This window comes from Streptomyces sp. NPDC059166, from assembly GCF_042755185.1.
GTDB lineage: Bacteria > Actinomycetota > Actinomycetes > Streptomycetales > Streptomycetaceae > Streptomyces.
The window spans coordinates 56,417-74,178 of record NZ_JBHZCI010000031.1; the positions used below are offsets into that span (position 1 = coordinate 56,417).

Consider the following 17,762-nt stretch of genomic DNA (forward strand, 5'->3'; position numbering starts at 1 on the left):
CGGAGGGGGCGACCCGGGCCGGTACGCAGGGGGAGCAGGGCACATGATCGGTACGTCCGACGAGAGCGGGACGACCGCTGTCGGTGTGATGCCGGGGAGCGGTCCGGCGGGACGGCCGCCCCGTCGGTGTCCCGGGACGCGTCGCCCGCCCGTACAGCTCCGGGTGGCACCGGCCGGTTCCGCGGCCGTCCGCCGGCCGGAGCGGGTCCCGCTTCGCGGGGACGGGCCAGGAATCCCGCCCGCGTTCCCTCCGGGCGGAGAAGCCCACCGGACCGCCCTCCGTGTCACCGGCGGAGCGGTCGCCCCCGCGGTCCGGCCGGCGGCCCGCTGTGAGTCCCTGGCCGCACGGTGCGCACCCGCACCGGCGGAGACCGAAGCGCAGACCGAAGAGGACGCCGGGCGGTTTCCCGCGTCCGGGTCCGGCCCCACCCGCGCGGAGAGAAACGGAACGACGACGGCATGAGCAGCACCGAGATACGCCCCGGCGGCACCGGCCGTCACGAGAGCGACGGCCCCACCGCCGAGGGGGACGGGACACCGGGGGTGAGACCCGGGGGGAGACCCCCCGCCGCCCTCTCGGACGCCAAGCGGGCCCTGCTCGCCCAGCGGCTGCGGGGCCGGGCCGCCGCCGTGCGCGCGGTGCCCCGCAGGCCCGAGGGCACGGTGCCGCCCCTCTCGTTCGCGCAGGAACGCCTCTGGTTCATGGAGCAGTTCGCGCCCGGCACCGCCGCGTACAACATCCCCGTCGCCCGCAGACTGCGCGGCGCTCTGGACCGTCCCGCCCTCCAGCGCGCACTGGACACCGTCCTCGCCCGCCACGAGACGCTGCGTTCCCGTTACCCGGCCACCGACGACGGCCGGCCGGTGCTGGAGATCGCCGACCCCGCCCCGTTCCCGTTGCGCACCGCCGACGCCGACGACGAGGAGCACGCCGCGCGGCTGGTGGACGAGCTGGGAGCGCTCCCCTTCGACCTGGTCGCCGGCCCGCTGGTCAACGGCCTCCTGGTCCGGCTCGCCGACGACGACCACGTACTCCTGCTGGTGGTGCACCACAGTGTCAGTGACGGCTGGTCCAGTGAGGTGCTGCTCTCCGAGATCCTGCGCGGATACGCCGCCCACGCCGCGGGGGAGCCCGATCCGCTGAAGGAACTCCCCGTCCAGTACGGCGATTTCGCGATCTGGCAGCGCGAGAGGCTGACGGGCGAGCGGCTCGACGCCGAGGTCTCCTACTGGGCCCGTGAGCTGGCCGACGTCAGGCCGCTGGAACTGCCCACGGCGCGGCCCCGCCCGGAACGGCAGACCTTCGAGGGTGCCGGCTACGGCTTCGACGTCGACCGGGACCTCCTCGACCGGCTCACCGACCTGGGCAAGCGGCACGGGGCGACCGTGCACATGGTGCTGCTGGCCGCGTTCCAGCTGGTGCTGTCCCGGTTCTCCGGGCAGCGCGACTTCGCCGTGGGCTCCCCGGTGGCAGGACGCCCGGAGCCCGAACTCGAAGGTCTCATAGGGATGTTCGTCAACGTTCTGCCGCTGCGGGCGCGGCTGGACGGCGATCCCACCTTCGCGGAACTGCTCGACCGGACGCGGGAGACCTGCCTGGAGGCCTACGCCCACCAGGAACTCCCCTTCGCGCAGCTGGTGTCCGAGCTGAACGTCGAGCGCGATGTCTCGCGTTCGCCGGTCTTCCAGGCCGTGCTGGCCATCCAGAACTACGCCTCCGCCTCCCAGTCCGTGCAACTCCCGCTGGAGTCCGAGCCCTTCGGGCTGCATGCCGCAGGCACCCGGTTCGATGTCGAGCTCTTCCTGATGGAGTGGCCCGAGGGGCTGCGGGGCGCGTTCAACTACAACACCGACCTCTTCGACGAGTCCGGGATCGCCCGGATCGCCGACCACCTCGGCCGGCTGCTGCGCGCGGTGGCCGACCGTCCGGGGCTGCCGGTCTCCGCCCACGACGGTCTCGACCCGGCGGAGCTGCGCCGGACGACCGTCGAGTGGAACGACACGGCGGCCGAGGTCCCCGAGGGGGCGACCCTGCCGTCGCTCGTCGCGGCGCAGGCGGCCCGTACCCCCGACGCGGTGGCCGTGGACTTCGAGGGCGCAACGCTGACCTACGCCGAGCTGGACCGGGCCTCCGAGCGGGTCGCCCGGCGCCTCGCCGGTGACGGAGTCGGCCCCGGCAGCCTGGTCGCGGTCTGCGCCGAACGGTCCCTGGAGCTGGTCACCGGGCTCCTCGGGGTGCTGCGGACCGGAGCCGGTTACACCCCCCTCGACCCCGAGTACCCGGCCGAGCGCCTCGCCTTCATGCTCGCCGACAGCGGGGCCGAGGTGCTGCTCACCCAGGGCCGGCTGCCCGTGCCCGAGGGGTGCGAGGCCAGGGTGCTGCTGCTCGACGACCCGGCCCTGTGGGACGGCGCGGGGACGGACCCGGCGGGCCCGGACGCCGACGGCATCGCGTACATGATCTACACCTCCGGCTCCACCGGACGCCCCAAGGGGGTGCCCAACACCCACCGTGCGATCGTCAACCGGTTGCTGTGGATGGCCCGTACGTACGAGGTGGGGGCCGGCGACGCGATCCTGCAGAAGACACCGACCGGTTTCGACGTGTCGGTCTGGGAGCTCTTCCTGCCTCTGCTCACCGGCGCCCGGCTGGTCGTCGCGAAGCCCGGCGGGCACAAGGACGCCGCGCACCTGCGGGACACGATCGCCGGGCGCGGCGTCACCCTCGCCCACTTCGTCCCCTCCATGCTCGACGTGTTCCTCGCCGAGGACGACGTCGAGCGCTGCGCCTCGCTGCGCCGGGTGGTGTGCAGCGGCGAGGAGCTGGCCCCGCACACCGCACGGGCATTCAAGGCCCGGCTGCCGCACTGCGCGCTCGCCAACCTCTACGGGCCCACCGAGGCGGCCGTCGACGTGACGAGCTGGGAGTGCGCCGGGGACCTCGCGGCCGTGCCCATCGGCGCGCCCGTCGACAACACCCGGCTGTACGTCCTGGACGAAGCCCTGCGGCCGGTGCCGCTCGGCACCCCGGGCGAGCTCCACATCGGCGGTGTCCAGGTGTCCCTGGGCTACCACCGCAGGCCCGGCCTCACCGCGGCCCGCTATGTGCCCGACCCCTTCGGCCCGCCCGGTTCACGGCTCTACCGCACCGGTGACCTGGCCCGGTGGCGCGCGGACGGACAGCTGGAACACCTGGGCCGGATCGACCAGCAGGTCAAGATCAGAGGGCTCCGCATCGAACCCGGGGAGATCGAGCAGGCGCTGCGCGCCGAGCCGGACGTCGCCGCCACGGCCGTCGTCGTCCGTGAGGACAACCCGGGCGACAAGCGGCTGGTGGCCTACCTCGTCCTGCGGGAGGGCGCCGGGGAGCCCGAGCCGGCCGATCTGCGCACGGCGCTGCGCCGTACGCTCCCCGACTACATGGTGCCCGCCGCCTTCGTCGTGCTGGACACGCTCCCCCTCTCGCCGAACGGCAAGCTCGACCGCCGTGCCCTGCCCGCTCCGCAGGCGCGCCGCACGGGTGGTGCGATCGCCGTACCGGAGACGGAGACCGAGCGGATCCTCGCGGAGATCTGGGCGGAGGTGCTGACGCTGCCCGAGGTCGGTGTCGACGACGACTTCTTCGACCTCGGCGGGCACTCGCTGCTCGCCACCCAGGTCGTGGCCCGCGCCCGCAAGCGGCTTCCGGAGGCGGGTGCCCAGCCGGTCAGCGTCATGGACCTGTTCACCTGCCGCACGGTGCGCGAACTCGCCGCCCTCGCCGACCTCGACGCGTCCGAGCGCGGCCCGAGCAAGCTGCTGCACCGGCTGACCCGGCCCGCCGGGTCGGCGGGCACCCGCACGCTGTCCTACGTCTGCGTCCCGTACGGAGGCGGCAGCGCCGTCGTCTACCAGCCGGTCGCCGACGAGCTGCCCGACGGATACGACCTGTGGTCCGTCGCCATCCCCGGCCACGACGTCGGCGTGACGGAGGCGCACCTGGAGTTCGAGGTGCTCGCCGAGAAGATCGCCGACGAGATCCGTGAGCGCGTCGAGGGCCCCGTCGCCCTCTACGGGCACTGCGGTGTCGGCAGCGCGCTGACCGTCGCCGTCGCCCGGCTCCTCGAGGCGTCCGGCCGGGTGCCGGAGGCCGTCTACATCGGCGCCCAGTTCCCCTTCGCCCGGCCCCGCAGCAGGCTGCTGGGCGCACTGAGCCGGGTGTCGGCCCTCGAACCACTGCTGGGTGACCGGGTCTACGTCAACTGGCTGCGCTCCATGGGAGCCGAGGTCGGTGAACTCGACGACGCCCAGATGAAGTTCATCATCGGCAACATGCGCGCCGACTCCAAGGCGGCCGAGGAGTACTTCACCAAGGTGCTCGCCGAGGTCGAGGCGGGCGGCGCCCGGCTGCGGGCCCCGGTGATCTCGGTGGTCGGCAACCGCGACCCGGCGACCGACTTCTTCCAGGAGCGCTACCGCGAGTGGCAGATGCTCGCCGAGAGTTCGGCGCTGGCGGTGCTCGACGAAGGCGGGCACTTCTTCCTGAAGTACCGTGCCGCGGAGCTTGCCGAGATCCTCACCCGTACACACCCCGCCGTGCTGGACGGCACCGCGGAGAAGGAACTCCCGCCGCGCTCCGACGACGGGCCGTGGTGGTTCCACGAGGCGAGCGGGGCGGTGGCGGGTCCGGCCGGACCCGGGGAGCCCGCCGCGGCGGACGCTCCCGGCAGCAGCGGCCCCGCGCCCAGCATGGGCCGCTTCCTGGCCGTCGCCTTCGGGCAGCTGCTGTCCATCACGGGCTCCGCGCTCACCGAGTTCGCGCTGCCGGTGTGGATCTACACGGAGACCGGCTCGATGGGCAAGTACGCCCTGTACGCCGTGATCGGGATGCTGCCCGGCATCCTCGTCGGCCCGCTCGCGGGGGCGGTCGTCGACCGGCTCGACCGGCGCCGGGTGATGCTCGTCAGCGACATCGTCGCCGGATCGACACAGGGGGCGCTGCTCGCCCTGCTGCTCTCCGGGAACCTCCACTCCTGGCACATCTACGTGCTCCTCGGGGTGCTGTCGGTCGCCCTCACCTTCCAGCGGCTCGCCTATGCTTCGTCCGTACCGCAGCTGGTGCCCAAGCAGTACCTCGGCCACGCCAACGGCATCGTCCAGATGGCCTTCGGGGTGGCCCAGTTCATCGTGCCGCTGGCCGCGGTCGCGCTGATGGCGGGGATCGGGCTGAAGGGCATCCTCGTCCTGGACGTCGTGAGTTACGCGATCGCCATCGGTGTGCTCCTCCTCGTGAAGTTCCCGAAGACGCTCCCCTGGACTCGCCGGGAGTCCCTGGTCGCGGAGATCAGGCACGGCTTCGCGCACTCGTGGCAGAACAAGGGCTTCCGGGCGATGCTGCTCTGGTTCGCCGCCCTGAACATCTTCCTTTCACCGCTGTTCCTGCTGGTCACCCCGCTGGTGCTGTCCTTCGACTCGCTGGAGGCGGTGGCCAGGGTCGCCGTGGCCGGCGGCGCCGGGGCGATCATCGGCGGGATCGCGATGGGCTTCTGGGGCGGCCCGAAGGAGAACCGGATGCGCGGGATGCTGGGGCTGGCCGGGCTGCTCGCCTTGGCCAGTGCCCTCGTGGGCGTCCGGGCCGACCTGTGGATCATCGGCATCGGGGCGTTCGGGATGTCCTGCGCCCTGTCCATGGTCAACGGGGTCTACACGACGATCGTCCAGATCAAGGTGCCGCAGCGCTTCCACGGGCGGGTCTTCGCCCTGAACACCCTGGTCGCCTGGTCGACCCTGCCGATCGGGCACGGGATCATCGCCCCGGTCGGCTCCTCGTTCTTCGGCCCGATGTTCGAGGACGGCGGATCGCTGACCTCGTCCGTGGGCGCGTTGATCGGTACGGGGCCCGGGCGCGGTATCGGCTTCATGTACCTGCTGTTCGGCGCGGCCATGCTGGTCCTGGTGGCGATCGGGCTGCGGCTGCCGGTGCTGGCGCGCTTCGACCTCGACGTGCCCGACGCGCTCCCCGACGACCTGGTCGGAATCCAGGAGCGCGAGCGCCGGGTGAAGGCGGCGGGGGCCGCTTCCGGCGAAACCGCCCTGGTGGGTGCCTCCGCCTCCGGAACCACCCGGGGACGCGGCGCGGGCACCGGGGAGGGGGATGCCGGATGACCGCCGCCCCCGCCCGCCCCGCACGGGTCCGGCCGCGCGCCCCGCGTGGCCTCCCGGACCTGCTCGCCCACCGGGCCGCCGCCGAACCCGAGCGCACCGCGATGGTCTGCGGCCCGCGGAGCCTGACCTTCGGCGCCTGGCGGGCGCGCGCCGAGGCGCTCGCCGCCGGGCTCCGGTCCCGCGGGCTCGCCCCGGGGGACCGGGTCGTCCTCCGGTACGGCGGCGGCGACTGGATCGCGTACGCCGTCGCCTACTGCGGTGTCCTGCGCGCCGGTTGTGTCGCCGTGCCGCTCTCCGACCGGCAGGCACCCGCGGTGGCCGCGCACGTCCTGGCGGACAGCGGGGCCTCCGCGGTCCTGCACGGGCCCGGCGGCGGCATGCCGGGCGGTGTGCCGGATGGGGTCTGGGAGGCGACGGCGGAGGACGTCGAGGCCGCAGCGGCTCCGCACCCCGGAGCGGCTCCCGACTCCGTCCCGGGGGACCAAGCCGGGCCGGGGGACCATGCCGGGCCGGGGGGCCACGCCGGTCAGGGGGACGGCTCCGTCCCGGGGGATCACGCCGGTCAGGGGGACGGCTCCGCCCCGGGGCAGTCCCACCCCGCCCCAGGGGCCCGTCCCGGTCCGGGACCCGAGCCGGATCCGGCGGCGCTCGCCCAGATCCTCTACACCTCGGGCACCACCGGCACCCCCAAGGGCGTCACCGCCACGCACGCCAACCTCGTGCACGGCTGCACCCTCGACGAGCGGCGGCGGCCGCTGCGGCACTCCCGCCACTTCCTGCACGCCTTCCCGGTGGGAACCAACGCCGGGCAGACCATGCTGGTCAACGCACTGGACTCCGCCGCCACCGCCGTCGTCGCCCCGCAGTTCACCCCGGGGCGGTTCGCCCGGCTCATCGAGGAACACGCCGTCGGCAGCGTCTTCCTCGTGCCCGCGATGGCCATCGAACTGCTCGGCTCGGACACCGCCCGCCGCTGGTCCACCGACAGCGTCCGGCTCGTCGGCTCGACCGCCGCCGCGCTCCCGCAGCCCGTCGCGCTGGGACTGGCCCGCGCCTTCCCCGCCGCCCAGGTCGTGAACTACTACACGTCCACCGAGGCGGCGCCCGCCCAGATCACCCTGCTCTTCGACCCCGAACGCCCCGACTCCCCGGGCCGCCCCGCGTCCGTGAGCGAACTGCGGATCACCACGTCCGAAGGGGCTCCGCTGCCGCCCGGGGAACCGGGCGAGGTGTGGCTGCGCAGCCCTGCCGCACCCCGCACCTACCTCGGGGACACCGAGGCGGGCGCGGAGGTCTTCCAGGGCCGCTGGGTGCGGATGGGAGACCTGGGACGGCTGGACGAGGAGGGGTACCTGCACCTCCTCGACCGGGAACGCGACGTGGTCAAGTCCGGTGCGTACAAGGTCTCCACCCTCCAGGTGGAGAACGCCCTGCACGCCCACCCGGAGGTGGCCGACGCGGCCGCGTTCGGCGTGCCGCACCCCGTGCTCGGGTCGGTCGTCGCCGCCGTGGTCGTACCGCGCGGCGAGCTGACCGTGCCCGCCCTGCGCACCTTCCTGCTCGACCGGCTGGCGTCCCACGAACTCCCCGCCCGCCTGCTGTTCCGCCCCTCGCTGCCCCGTAACGAGGGCGGCAAGATCCTCAAGCGCGAACTGCGCCTGCTCCTGGACGACGAGGCACTGCGATGACGACCACCTCCCCCTTCCCCCTCGCGCTCACCCCGGCCCAGCACGGGATGTGGGTCACCGAACAGATACTGCGCCCCGGAGCCGCCCACCACCTCGCGCTCACCGTGCGGTTCGCCTCACCGCCGGGCGCGGAGGTCCTCGCCGCGCGCTGTGCCGGTCTCGTCGCCCGGCACCCGGTGCTGGCGTCGCGGGTGGACCCGGAGGGCCCCGCGCTCGCCCCGGCGACGGGACCTGCCCCCGAACTCCGCGTCCTGGCCTGCGAACCCGGTGGCCTCGACACCCTCCTCGCGGAGGAGAGCGCCCGGCCCTTCGACCTGGCCGAGGGGCCCCTCGTACGGTTCGCGCTGGTGACGGAGGCCGGCGCCCCGCCCGTGCTGCACACCGTGGCCCACCACCTGGCCTTCGACGGCACGTCGAAGGACGTCCTGCTCGCCGCGCTCCTCGGCGTGCAGCCGGACGCGGGCGGCGCGGCGACCGGTGAGCCGGACCCGTCCGCCGCGAGCTCCGCGCCGGGGGAACCGGACGCACCGGCGCTCGCCGCAGCCGAGGAGTTCTGGTCGGCGCGGTGGTACGAACCGGACGCCCCGGTGCTGCCCGGCCTCCCTGCCTCGGCCGCGGCCGGCACCACCCCCGCCCCGGGGGCCGCCGTCCCCTTCACCCTGGACGCCGGTGACCACGCGCGGCTCACCGGGACGGCCGAATCGCTCGGGGTCACCCGGTTCGAGCTGCTGCTGGCGCTCTGGCACACCCTGCTCCTGCGCTACGGCAACCAGAACCCGGCGACCGCCCTCGAACTGTCCACCAGGGCCCCGGGAAGCCCGGAACACATCGGCCTGTACGTCAACGAACTCCCGCTCCTCACCCGCCCGGACCCGGGCCTGTCCTTCGCCGACTTCGCCCGGGAGGTGCGCGCCGGGCTGCGCGCCCTGTACGCGCACCGCGCGGTCCCGCTCGCCCGTGCGGTGCGGGGCCTCACCCCGCGTACCGCGCTCACCCCGCTGTCGGTCAGCTACCGCCGGCGCACCGGCTGGGAGACGGCGGAGGCGCCTGGCTCGGACGTCGACTGGATCGGCTTCACCCACGCCGTGCGCAACCTGGCGCACCTCCAGCTGGTCGACGGGCCCGACCGCCTCGACGGTTCGCTGCAGTACCGCGCCGACGCCTTCGCCCCCGGAGCTCCCGCCCGGATCGCCGGCCACTTCCGCACCCTGCTGGAGGCCGTGCTCGTTGCGCCCGCCACCCCGCTCGCGGCTCTGCCGCTGCTGGCAGGCGACGAGCTGGAGGCGGCGCTGCACACCGGCAACGACCTTCCGGCGGCCTGCCCGGCGGATGCCACGGTGGTGGGGATGTTCGCGGAACGGGCCGCGGCCGTGCCCGGCGCGGTGGCCGTGGTGGCGGCCGACGGCGGTGAGCTGACGTACGGCGAACTGCACGCGCTCGTCGAGGACTTCGCGGACCGGCTCGCCGCCGCCGGGCTGGGCGCGGGTGACCTGGTGGGTGTGCAGGTGTCCCGGTCGGTGGGCGAACTGGTCGCGGTGCTCGGGGTGATGGCGGCCGGGGCGGCCTACGTCCCGCTGGACCCCGGCTACCCGGAGGACCGGCTGAGGTACGTCCGGCAGGACGCCTCGCTCGCCGCCCTGGTCGTGGAGGGCGCGGTGCCGGACGGGCTCCCCGCGGGGCTGCCCGTCCTCTCACCGTCGGCCGCCGCCGAGCCCGTCGCACCCCGCACCGGCGCCACCGCCCCGGCGCCCGGGGACCCCGCGTACGTCATCTACACCTCGGGCTCCACGGGCCGGCCCAAGGGCGTCGAGATCCCGCACAGCGCGCTGGCCAACCTGCTGGCGACGATGGGTGACCACCTGGAGTCCGGGCCCGGGGACCGCTGGCTCGGGCTGACCTCGCTCTCCTTCGACATCTCCACGGTGGAGCTGCTGCTGCCGCTGACCGTGGGCGCCCGGGTCGTCCTCGTACCCGAGGAGCGGCAGCGCGACGGGGCCGCGCTGCTGAAGCTGATCGAAGGACACGGTGTCACGCACGTCCAGGCCACCCCGAGCAGCTGGCGGCTGATGCTGGCCGCGGGCCTCACCCGCCCCGGCCTGGTGGCCCTCGCGGGAGGGGAGGCGCTGCCCGGACCGCTGGCCGGTGAACTCACCGCCGCCGTGGGCCGGCTGGTGAACGTCTACGGGCCCACCGAGACCACCGTGTGGTCCACCCTGGCCCCTCTGCGTCCCGGTGACCCGGTCACCGTCGGCCGTCCGCTGGCCGCGACCCGGGCGTACGTCCTCGACGCGTACGGGCAGCCCGTCCCCGACGGGGTCCCCGGTGAGCTGCACCTCGGCGGTGCCGGTGTGGCGCACGGCTACCGGGGCCGGCCCGGTTTGACCGCGCAGCGGTTCGTGCCCGATCCGTGGGGTCCGCCCGGATCGCGGATGTACCGCACCGGCGACCTGGTGCGCAGGCTCGCCGACGGGCGGCTGGAGTTCGCCGGCCGGCTGGACACCCAGGTGAAGCTGCGGGGCCACCGCATCGAGCTGGGTGAGATCGAGGCCCGGCTCACCGAGCATCCGGCGGTGTCCCAGGCCGTCGTCGTCCTGGACCGCGGGCACGGGCAGGACGGCCCAGGGGAGGGAGGCGACCGGCTGGTCGCGTACGTGGTCGGCGCGCCCGAGGCCCCGCCCGCCGACGAGCTCCGCGCCCGGCTGGCCCGTACGCTGCCGGCCGCGATGGTCCCCGGTGTCTGGGTCACGCTGCCGGCGCTGCCGCTCACCCCCAACGGCAAGGTCGACCGGGGGCGGCTCCCGGAACCCCCACGGGTCAGGGCGGACGCGGTCCCTGCCGCCGCGGCGGCCGAACCGCGCGGTTCGGCGGCGGTGGTACGCGACATCTGGCAGGAGGTCCTGCGGCTCGACGACATCGGCCCCGACGAGGACCTCTTCGACCTCGGCGGCCACTCCCTGACGATCACGGCGATCGCCGCCCGGATCCGCAAGCAGCTCGGCGTCGAGGTACCGCTCGACGTCTTCTTCGACACCCCGACGCTCGCCGAGGTCTCGGCCGTGGTGAGCGAACTCCAGGACGAACAGCGGCAGACCGCAGCAGAGGGAGATCAGCGATGAGCGACGCCACGGCGTACCAGGTGGTCGTCAACGACGAGGAGCAGCACGCCCTCTGGCCGGCCAGGACCGAGCCGCCCGCGGGGTGGCGTGCGGAGGGGTTCACCGGCTCGGAGGAGGAGTGCACGGCGCACGTCGACGCCGTGTGGTCCGACATCCGCCCGCTCTCCCTGCGCACCCGGCTCGCGGAGCAGGGCCGGTGACCGCCGCCGACGCCGCCGGGGCCGGGCTGCGGTCCCGCGTCGCGGAGCTGGTCTCGTCCGCGACGGACGGGGAGGTGACACCGGCGGAGATCCTCGGCGCGGACGGGTCGCTGACCGCGCTCGGTGTCTCCTCGCTGGCCTTCCTCCGGCTGATCGACTCGCTGGAGGAGGAGTTCGGGATCCTGCTCGACCTCGACGGGACGTTCCGCTTCCTGGACGACCTCGACGGGCTGGTCGGCCATCTGGCCGCGCAGGGGGCCGGGCCGGGCGGCGGCCACGATGGCTGACGCCGCCGCCCCCGCGCTCCCCGCCGCGCCCGAGGCGGCCGCCTTCCGGGGCGGGCGCTCCGGGCAGGCGCCGCTGACGTGGGGGCAACGGGCGATCTGGCATGCCATCCGCCGTACTGCGCCGAACGACCACTACTTCAACATCGGCCGTGTGCTGTCCCTTGCCGACCGGGGCAGCCCGGTGTCGGTCGCGGCGTGCACCGACGCCCTGGGGAGACTGGTCGAACGCCATGAGGCGTTGCGTACGAGGCTTCTGCTGTCCGGGGCCGGGCCGTCCCAGGACCTGAAGGACGCCGGGGTGCTGCCGGTCACCGTCGTCCGCGCCTCCGGTCCCGGGAGCGCGGCGGACGAGGCCGAGGCGCTCCTCGGCCGGCTGTCGGCCACCCGCTTCGACTACGCGGGGGAGTGGCCGCTGCGGGCCGGGTTGGTGGCCGTCGACGGCCAGGTCAGCCACGCCGTCCTCGTCCTGTGCCACCTCGCCGCCGACGGGCACGCCGCCGAGGTGCTCGTACGCGACCTCCGGCTCCTGGCCCGCCGGGGTTCCGCCGGGCGCCCGCCCCGGGCGAACCCGCTGGACCTGGCGCGCGAGCAGCACGGCGAGGCGGGGCAGCGGCGCGGCACGGCCGCCATCGCCCACTGGGAGGCGGGCTACCGGGCGGCCCCGCCCACCATGTTCGCGGTACGGGCCGCCGAACCCCGCACCCCGCGCTTCTGGACCGGGCGGATCGTGTCCGCCGCGCTCGCCCGTGCGGTGGGCGCGGTGGCCGCCGCGCACCGGGTCAGCGGGTCGACGGTGCTGCTGGCCGCGTCCGCCGCGCTGGCGGCGGCGGGCGAGGGGCACCGCACGGCCGCCGTCATGCCCATCGTCGGCAACCGGACCGCGCCGGCCCACCGCGACCTGGTCTCCACCCTGTCCCAGGACGGCCTGTTCGTCCTCGACCTGGACCGGGCCGCCGGTCAGGAGCCCGCCGGCGGGGCGGGTCCGGTCTTCACCGACCTGCTGCCCGCCGCCTACCGGTCCGCCCTGCGCGCCTACCGTGCCGCCGTCTACGACCCGGTCGAGTGGGACGCCCTCGGCGAGCGGCTCCGTGCGGAGTACGGCACCGAGGTCCACCCGTACTGCTGCTTCAACGACATGCGCCTGGTCGAGCGGCCCGCCCCGGCCGGCCCCGCGCCCTCCCCGGCGGAGCTGGAACGGCTGAGGGGCCGCACCCGGTTCGGTTTCCCCGCCACCCAGGACAAGGTGGCGTGCCGCTACTGCCTCCACATCACCGAGGAGGACGACGCGCTCGCGGTCTCGCTGACCGCCGACACCGCCTATCTGCCTCCCGAGGTGATCCGCGCGCACCTGTACGCGATGGAGGAGCTGGTCGTGGCGAGCGCCTCCGGGCGGCCCCCGCTGGTGACCCGGCTGAGGGACCTGCTGGACGAGGCGCGGGAGGGGCGGGCATGACCGGAGGGCCGGGTATGACCGGCAGGGTGGGAGAGCCCGTACGGGCCTGGGCGGACCGGACGTCCTGTGTGCAGGGCGGCACCCTGTCCTTCGGGACGACCGGTCTCGGGGAGAGCGCCGCACGCGTCGTCGTCACCGACGCGGTGAGCGGGCGGACGCGCCTCACGGCCCGGGTGGGCGGGCCGAGATGGACGCTGGAGGTGCCCGAGGGCTGGCCCAGCTCCCTCTACCGCGCCACCTTCGACGTACCGGGCGAGGACCGTCCCACGACCGGTCAGGCCGAGCACGAGGTCTGGTTCGCCGTACGCGCCGCGAGCCCCGGCACCGCCTCGCGCGTGCTCGTCTCCATCCCCTTCCCGACCTGGCGGGCCTACACCCACGCGGGACAGCCGGACCGGGGCCTCTACTACTCCGAGCAGCCCGACCGGGCGGCCCGTGCCTCCTTCGCCTCCCCCGGCGGCGGCCCGCCCCCCGAACGCTGGGAGGAGGGCCTGCTGCGCTGGCTGCCCGAGGCCGGTTACGCCGTCGAGTTCTGCTCCGGGCTCGACCTCCACGGCGGGGACGGACTCCTGGCCCACTACCGCCTGCTGGTGGTCAACGGCCACGACGAGTACTGGTCGATGGAGATGCGCGACAGCGTCGAGACCTTCGCCCGGCGCGGAGGGAACGTCGCCTTCTTCGCCGCCAACACCGCCTGGTGGCAGATGCGCCTGGAGGACGACGGCCGCACCATGGTCTGCCACCGCGACGCCCTGACCGACCCGATGACGGCGACCGATCCGCGCCGGGTCACCGTCGAGTGGTCGAGTTCCCCCGTCGACCGGCCGGAGAACACCATGACGGGGCTGAGCTTCCGCCGGGGTGCCGGAGCCTGGGGCGAGGGCATGGCCGTCATGGTCAAGGACGCGTACACGGCACGGTTCGCGGACCACTGGGTCTTCGCCGGTACGGGACTCGCCGACGGCCAGGAGTTCGCCCGGGGCGCCCTCGGCTACGAGACGGACTCCTGCGCCCTGGAGTGGACCGGGGACGTGCCCCGCGCCACGGGGACCGACGGCACCCCGTCCTCCTTCGTCGTCCTCGCCACCGCCGACCTGCGGCACTGGCGCGAGTACGGACAGGGCGGTGCCGCGACGATGGGGGTCTTCCGGCTCGGCGCGGGCACCGTGTTCAACGCGGGCACGATCAACTGGGGCAAGGTCCTCGCCGACGACCCGGTGGCCGACCGCATCACCCGCAACGTGCTGGACCGGCTGGGCGGTACGGATCCGGGGGACGGCTGGGAGGCCGCGGGCGCCCCGGACGGAGTCCACGCACTCGCCGTCTGCGAGGGCACCCTCCTGGGTGCCGACGCGCGCGGCCGGCTGCTGTGCCGGGAGCCGTCCGGGCAGAACCTGCCGTGGCGGGTGATCGGGACCGCCCCGGGGGTGAGGGCGCTGGCCTCCGCCCGCGAGGCCTCGGGCGGACTGCCGCTGGAGCTGTACGCCGCCACCGACGACGGCAGGCTGCTGCGCAGGGACCCCGCGGCCGGCCCGGTAGCGGGCCCCGGGGAGTGGGTGGAGGTCGCCTCCGTGCCCGCCGGGACGACGGGGATCGCGCTCTGCGACGCGGGCGTCTTCGCGGTCACCCCGCACGACGACACCCTCCACCACCTCTCGGCGCAGGCCCTCTCCGCGCCCTGGCGGGTGGTCGGTGACGCGGGCGGCGCGGTCACCCTCACCACTCTGAACAGCAGGCTCTGGGCGGTCACGGCCGACGGCCGGCTGCGCACCCGCCTGCCGGTCGGCCCGGACGGGCCCGCCACCCCGTTCACGGACGGGGCGGTCCCGGGGCCCGTCGGCTGCACGGGTCTCGCCGGCCGGGCGGGTGCGCTCTACGCGGCCACGGCGGAGGGACCGCTGCTGCTGTGCCGGCTGCCCGCCCTGCCGGCTCGCTGACGAAGGCCCGTCCGTACGCCGTCTCAGGGCCGGCGCAGGACGACCTCGGGGTTCTGCGGGGACGGCCCGTCCAGCAGGGGCCGCCGTTCGTGCTTCAGGGTCCGGTCGAGGAAGGCGGCGACGTAGTCGCGGGTGATCTCCGTCGAGCGGTCACCGGCGAGCGGCGCCTCCGGGTCGGCGGGGAGGCCGAACCGCTCGGCCAGCCAGGGGAGGTCGGTGAAGGTGAAGTGCCCGGAGTCCTTCACCGTCAGCCAGCGCTTCCACCCGTCGAGGCGCCGCCACGCCTGGTCCCAGGACTCGTCCTCACCACCGGGGTGGTGGCCGATGTCGGTCCCCAGCATGAGGAAGGGACGGCCGCCGAGGCCGGAGGCGGGCACCGGGTCGAAGAAGGTGCCGTCCATGTTCACTCCGGCGTCGACACGGGGGTCGGCGAGCATCGTGGAGGCCGCGGCGTTCCCGCCGATGGAGTGCCCGACGACCGCGACCCGCCGGCTGTCGATCATGCGCGAGTGGTTCCAGGCGGGACGAGGGCCGGTGAGGCGGTCGAGCACGAAGGAGAGGTCCGTGGCCCGTCCGGCGGAGACGGACCTGAGCACGGCGGCCGAGGCGTCGTCGTCCGGTTCCGCCTCGACGGCGTCGCAGGCCGCGCAGGTGAGGATCCGCCCGCCGGGGAACGCCGTCCCGGTGGTCTCGTAGGCGTGGTCGACGCTCGCCACGACGTAGCCGCGGCTCGCCAGTTCCTCGGCGAGCGAGGTCAGCGTGGCGCGCGGCGTCCCGAATCCCGGGGAGAGCAGCACGAGGGGGAAGCGTCCGGGAGCCGGTCGGGTGTCCGTCCGGGCATGGGTGACGGTGGCGCCGACGGTCGCGGCGGGCACGATCCCGTCCAGCCCGCGCTGGACCAGCATCAGCCGGGCCTCCTCGGTGTCCATGTACGGGGCGGGGGAGCCCGCGCCGCCGGGACGGGCCGGGTAGTGGACCGACACCATCAGCTCCCGGCCGTCCGCCTCGGGGACCCAGGGGTCGGTCCGGCCGTGGTCCGTGAGGTGGAGGATCCGCGAGCCGACGGCGTACGGACCGGCCGGGCGGGGCAGTTCGAGCGTGGCGGCCGCAGCCGCAGCGGGGTGCCCCGACGCCTGCGCGGAGACCGCGGGGGCGCCCAGCAGGGCCAGGGCGGTGAGTGCGGCGAGGGCGGTACGCCGCCGGAGTCCTGTCGTCATGCGAGTGACGGTAGGCGCCGGACACCGCACCGGACATCGGCCACGGGTCTGATCGCGGGGGGTCCCCGGGTCGTACGGGACGTCAACCACCGGATGGATCACTTACCGGCCACGTGGCCGGGGACTGGCGCTTCCGTACGGTGGGGTGCGGGGCCGGGCCGTACGCTTACCGGGGAGTAGCGCAGTGGGGGCGGGAGGGACGTCGGACGTGGGTGCAGTGAAGGGCAAACGGATGCCGCGCGCGGTGCGCGAGCAGCAGATGATGGACGCCGCCGTGCGGACCTTCGGGCAGCGCGGGTACCGGGCCGCCTCGATGGACGAGATCGCCGAACTGGCCGGTGTCTCCAAGCCCTTGGTCTACCTGTACCTGAACTCCAAGGAGGAGCTCTTCACCGCGTGCATCCGCCGCGAGTCGAAAGCGCTGGTGGAAGCGGTGCAGGCGGCGGTGGACCCGGGGATCCCGGCCGACCGGCAGCTGTGGTCGGGGCTGCGGGCCTTCTTCACGCACACGGCGGAGAATCCGGACGGATGGGCGGTGCTCCACCAGCAGGCGAGCTCGCACGGTGAGCCGTTCGTCAGCGAGGTGGTGGCCCTGCGTGCGGAGATCGTCGCGTTCGTGACGGGTCTGATCGGCGCGGCGGCCCGTGAGGCGCACCACGACCCCGCGCTGCCCGACCGGGATGTGGCCGGGCTCGCGCAGGCGTTGGTGGGTGCGGCGGAGGCGCTCGCGGGGTGGGCGAACGTCACCCCGGGGGTCTCGGCCAAGGAGGCTGCGTCCACGCTGATGAACTTCTCGTGGGCGGGCCTGGAGAACCTCATGCACGGACGCGGCTGGCAGTCCCGGGGGGACTGAGGGCTCCTCAGTCCCGGAGCGTCACGATCCCGGTGAGGTGGACGCGCTCGCCACCGCGTACCTCGAAGGCGGTTCCCTCGGCCGCGTAGGTGACGGTCGAGGGCAGCGGGACCGGTGCCCTGAAGTCGGCCCGTACGGAATGGACGCGGCCCGCGCCGCCGGGGCTGTTCGCCGTCTCCGCGAGGCAGCGGGCGACGGTCCACATGCCGTGCGCGATGTGCCGGGGGAATCCGAACAGCCGTGCCGTCAGAGGGTGGAGATGGATCGGGTTGCGGTCGCCCGAGGCGGCGCCGTAACGCCTCCCCAGACCGGTGGGCAGCCGCCACTCGGCGACGGCGGGCAGCTTCGGGGGCGCCGGTGCGCGCGACGGTGCCTCCCGTCCGCCGACCCCGGCGGGCGCCCCGTCGTCGCCGGTCCGGTGCCGTGCGAGGTATCCGCTGCGGGACTCCCAGACCAGCTCGTCCGCGATCCGCGCCTCTGTCACGACGGTGACCTCCGTGCCCCGGCGGTGCGGGTTCAACTCGGCCGCGTACACGGTGAGTCCGAGCTCGTCCGCCGGCCGCGGCGTGCGGTGTGCGGTGATCTCGATCCAGGTGTGGACGAGTCCGAGCACCGGCAGCGGGAAGTCGCGTGCGGTCATCAGGCGCATGGCCGAGGGGAAGCCCAGCACGTGCGGGTAGGTGAGCGGCAGCGTCTCCGGACCGGTGAATCCGCAGACGCCGCGGTAGGCGGCGAGGGGGCCCGGCGCGATCGGGCGGGCCGGGAGCACCTCGCGCCGGCCGGGCAGCGTCGCGCCGGGCCGGCCGGCCCGTTTGAAGGGGGAGGTGAGGGCGCCGCGGGCGAGCGAGAGGCCGAGACCGGTCATGG

10 protein-coding genes are annotated in these 17,762 nt (G+C 74.7%); 8 read left to right on the plus strand and 2 right to left on the minus strand.

Translation table 11 applies throughout. The features are described 5' to 3' along the window. The first annotated feature begins 459 nt into the window (after positions 1-459). From ACFXOA_RS22845 to ACFXOA_RS22875, 7 genes are read left to right on the plus strand one after another with little or no spacing between them, the layout of a single operon-like run. Entirely contained in the window at positions 460-6,144 is a 5,685-nt protein-coding gene (locus tag ACFXOA_RS22845; RefSeq protein WP_385031511.1) for an amino acid adenylation domain-containing protein, read from the plus strand. Beyond that, positions 6,141-7,832 (plus strand): class I adenylate-forming enzyme family protein, encoded by a 1,692-nt coding sequence (locus tag ACFXOA_RS22850; protein ID WP_385031514.1) that lies wholly within the window; start codon positions 6,141-6,143, stop codon positions 7,830-7,832. The genes ACFXOA_RS22845 and ACFXOA_RS22850 overlap by 4 nt, the downstream gene beginning before the upstream one ends. Beyond that, on the plus strand, positions 7,829-10,948 hold the full coding sequence (locus ACFXOA_RS22855) for an amino acid adenylation domain-containing protein (protein ID WP_385031517.1): 3,120 nt from the start codon (positions 7,829-7,831) through the stop codon (positions 10,946-10,948). Before ACFXOA_RS22850 ends, ACFXOA_RS22855 begins: the two co-directional genes overlap by 4 nt. Beyond that, complete coding sequence (locus ACFXOA_RS22860; protein WP_385031520.1) at positions 10,945-11,148, plus strand: MbtH family protein; 204 nt, start codon at positions 10,945-10,947, stop codon at positions 11,146-11,148. Before ACFXOA_RS22855 ends, ACFXOA_RS22860 begins: the two co-directional genes overlap by 4 nt. Beyond that, complete coding sequence (locus ACFXOA_RS22865; RefSeq protein WP_385031523.1) at positions 11,145-11,435, plus strand: acyl carrier protein; 291 nt, start codon at positions 11,145-11,147, stop codon at positions 11,433-11,435. Before ACFXOA_RS22860 ends, ACFXOA_RS22865 begins: the two co-directional genes overlap by 4 nt. Continuing rightward, positions 11,428-12,888 carry a condensation domain-containing protein gene (locus tag ACFXOA_RS22870; protein WP_385031526.1) on the plus strand — a complete coding sequence of 487 codons (1,461 nt, stop codon included), beginning with the start codon at positions 11,428-11,430 and terminating at the stop codon, positions 12,886-12,888. Before ACFXOA_RS22865 ends, ACFXOA_RS22870 begins: the two co-directional genes overlap by 8 nt. A gap of 14 nt (positions 12,889-12,902) precedes the next feature. Further along, positions 12,903-14,825 (plus strand): N,N-dimethylformamidase beta subunit family domain-containing protein, encoded by a 1,923-nt coding sequence (locus ACFXOA_RS22875; protein ID WP_385031529.1) that lies wholly within the window; start codon positions 12,903-12,905, stop codon positions 14,823-14,825. Positions 14,826-14,848: 23 nt separating this feature from the next. Here the strand turns inward: ACFXOA_RS22875 and ACFXOA_RS22880 are convergent, their stop codons facing one another. Then, positions 14,849-16,042 (minus strand): alpha/beta hydrolase family protein, encoded by a 1,194-nt coding sequence (locus ACFXOA_RS22880; RefSeq protein WP_385031532.1) that lies wholly within the window; start codon positions 16,040-16,042, stop codon positions 14,849-14,851. Positions 16,043-16,274: 232 nt separating this feature from the next. Here ACFXOA_RS22880 and ACFXOA_RS22885 point away from each other — a divergent pair, with 232 nt between their 5' ends. Continuing rightward, on the plus strand, positions 16,275-16,895 hold the full coding sequence (locus ACFXOA_RS22885; protein WP_385031583.1) for a TetR/AcrR family transcriptional regulator: 621 nt from the start codon (positions 16,275-16,277) through the stop codon (positions 16,893-16,895). Positions 16,896-16,902: 7 nt separating this feature from the next. Here ACFXOA_RS22885 and ACFXOA_RS22890 read toward each other — a convergent pair whose 3' ends face one another. Continuing rightward, entirely contained in the window at positions 16,903-17,760 is an 858-nt protein-coding gene (locus ACFXOA_RS22890; protein ID WP_385031535.1) for a MaoC family dehydratase, read from the minus strand. Between the last annotated feature and the right edge of the window lie 2 nt (positions 17,761-17,762).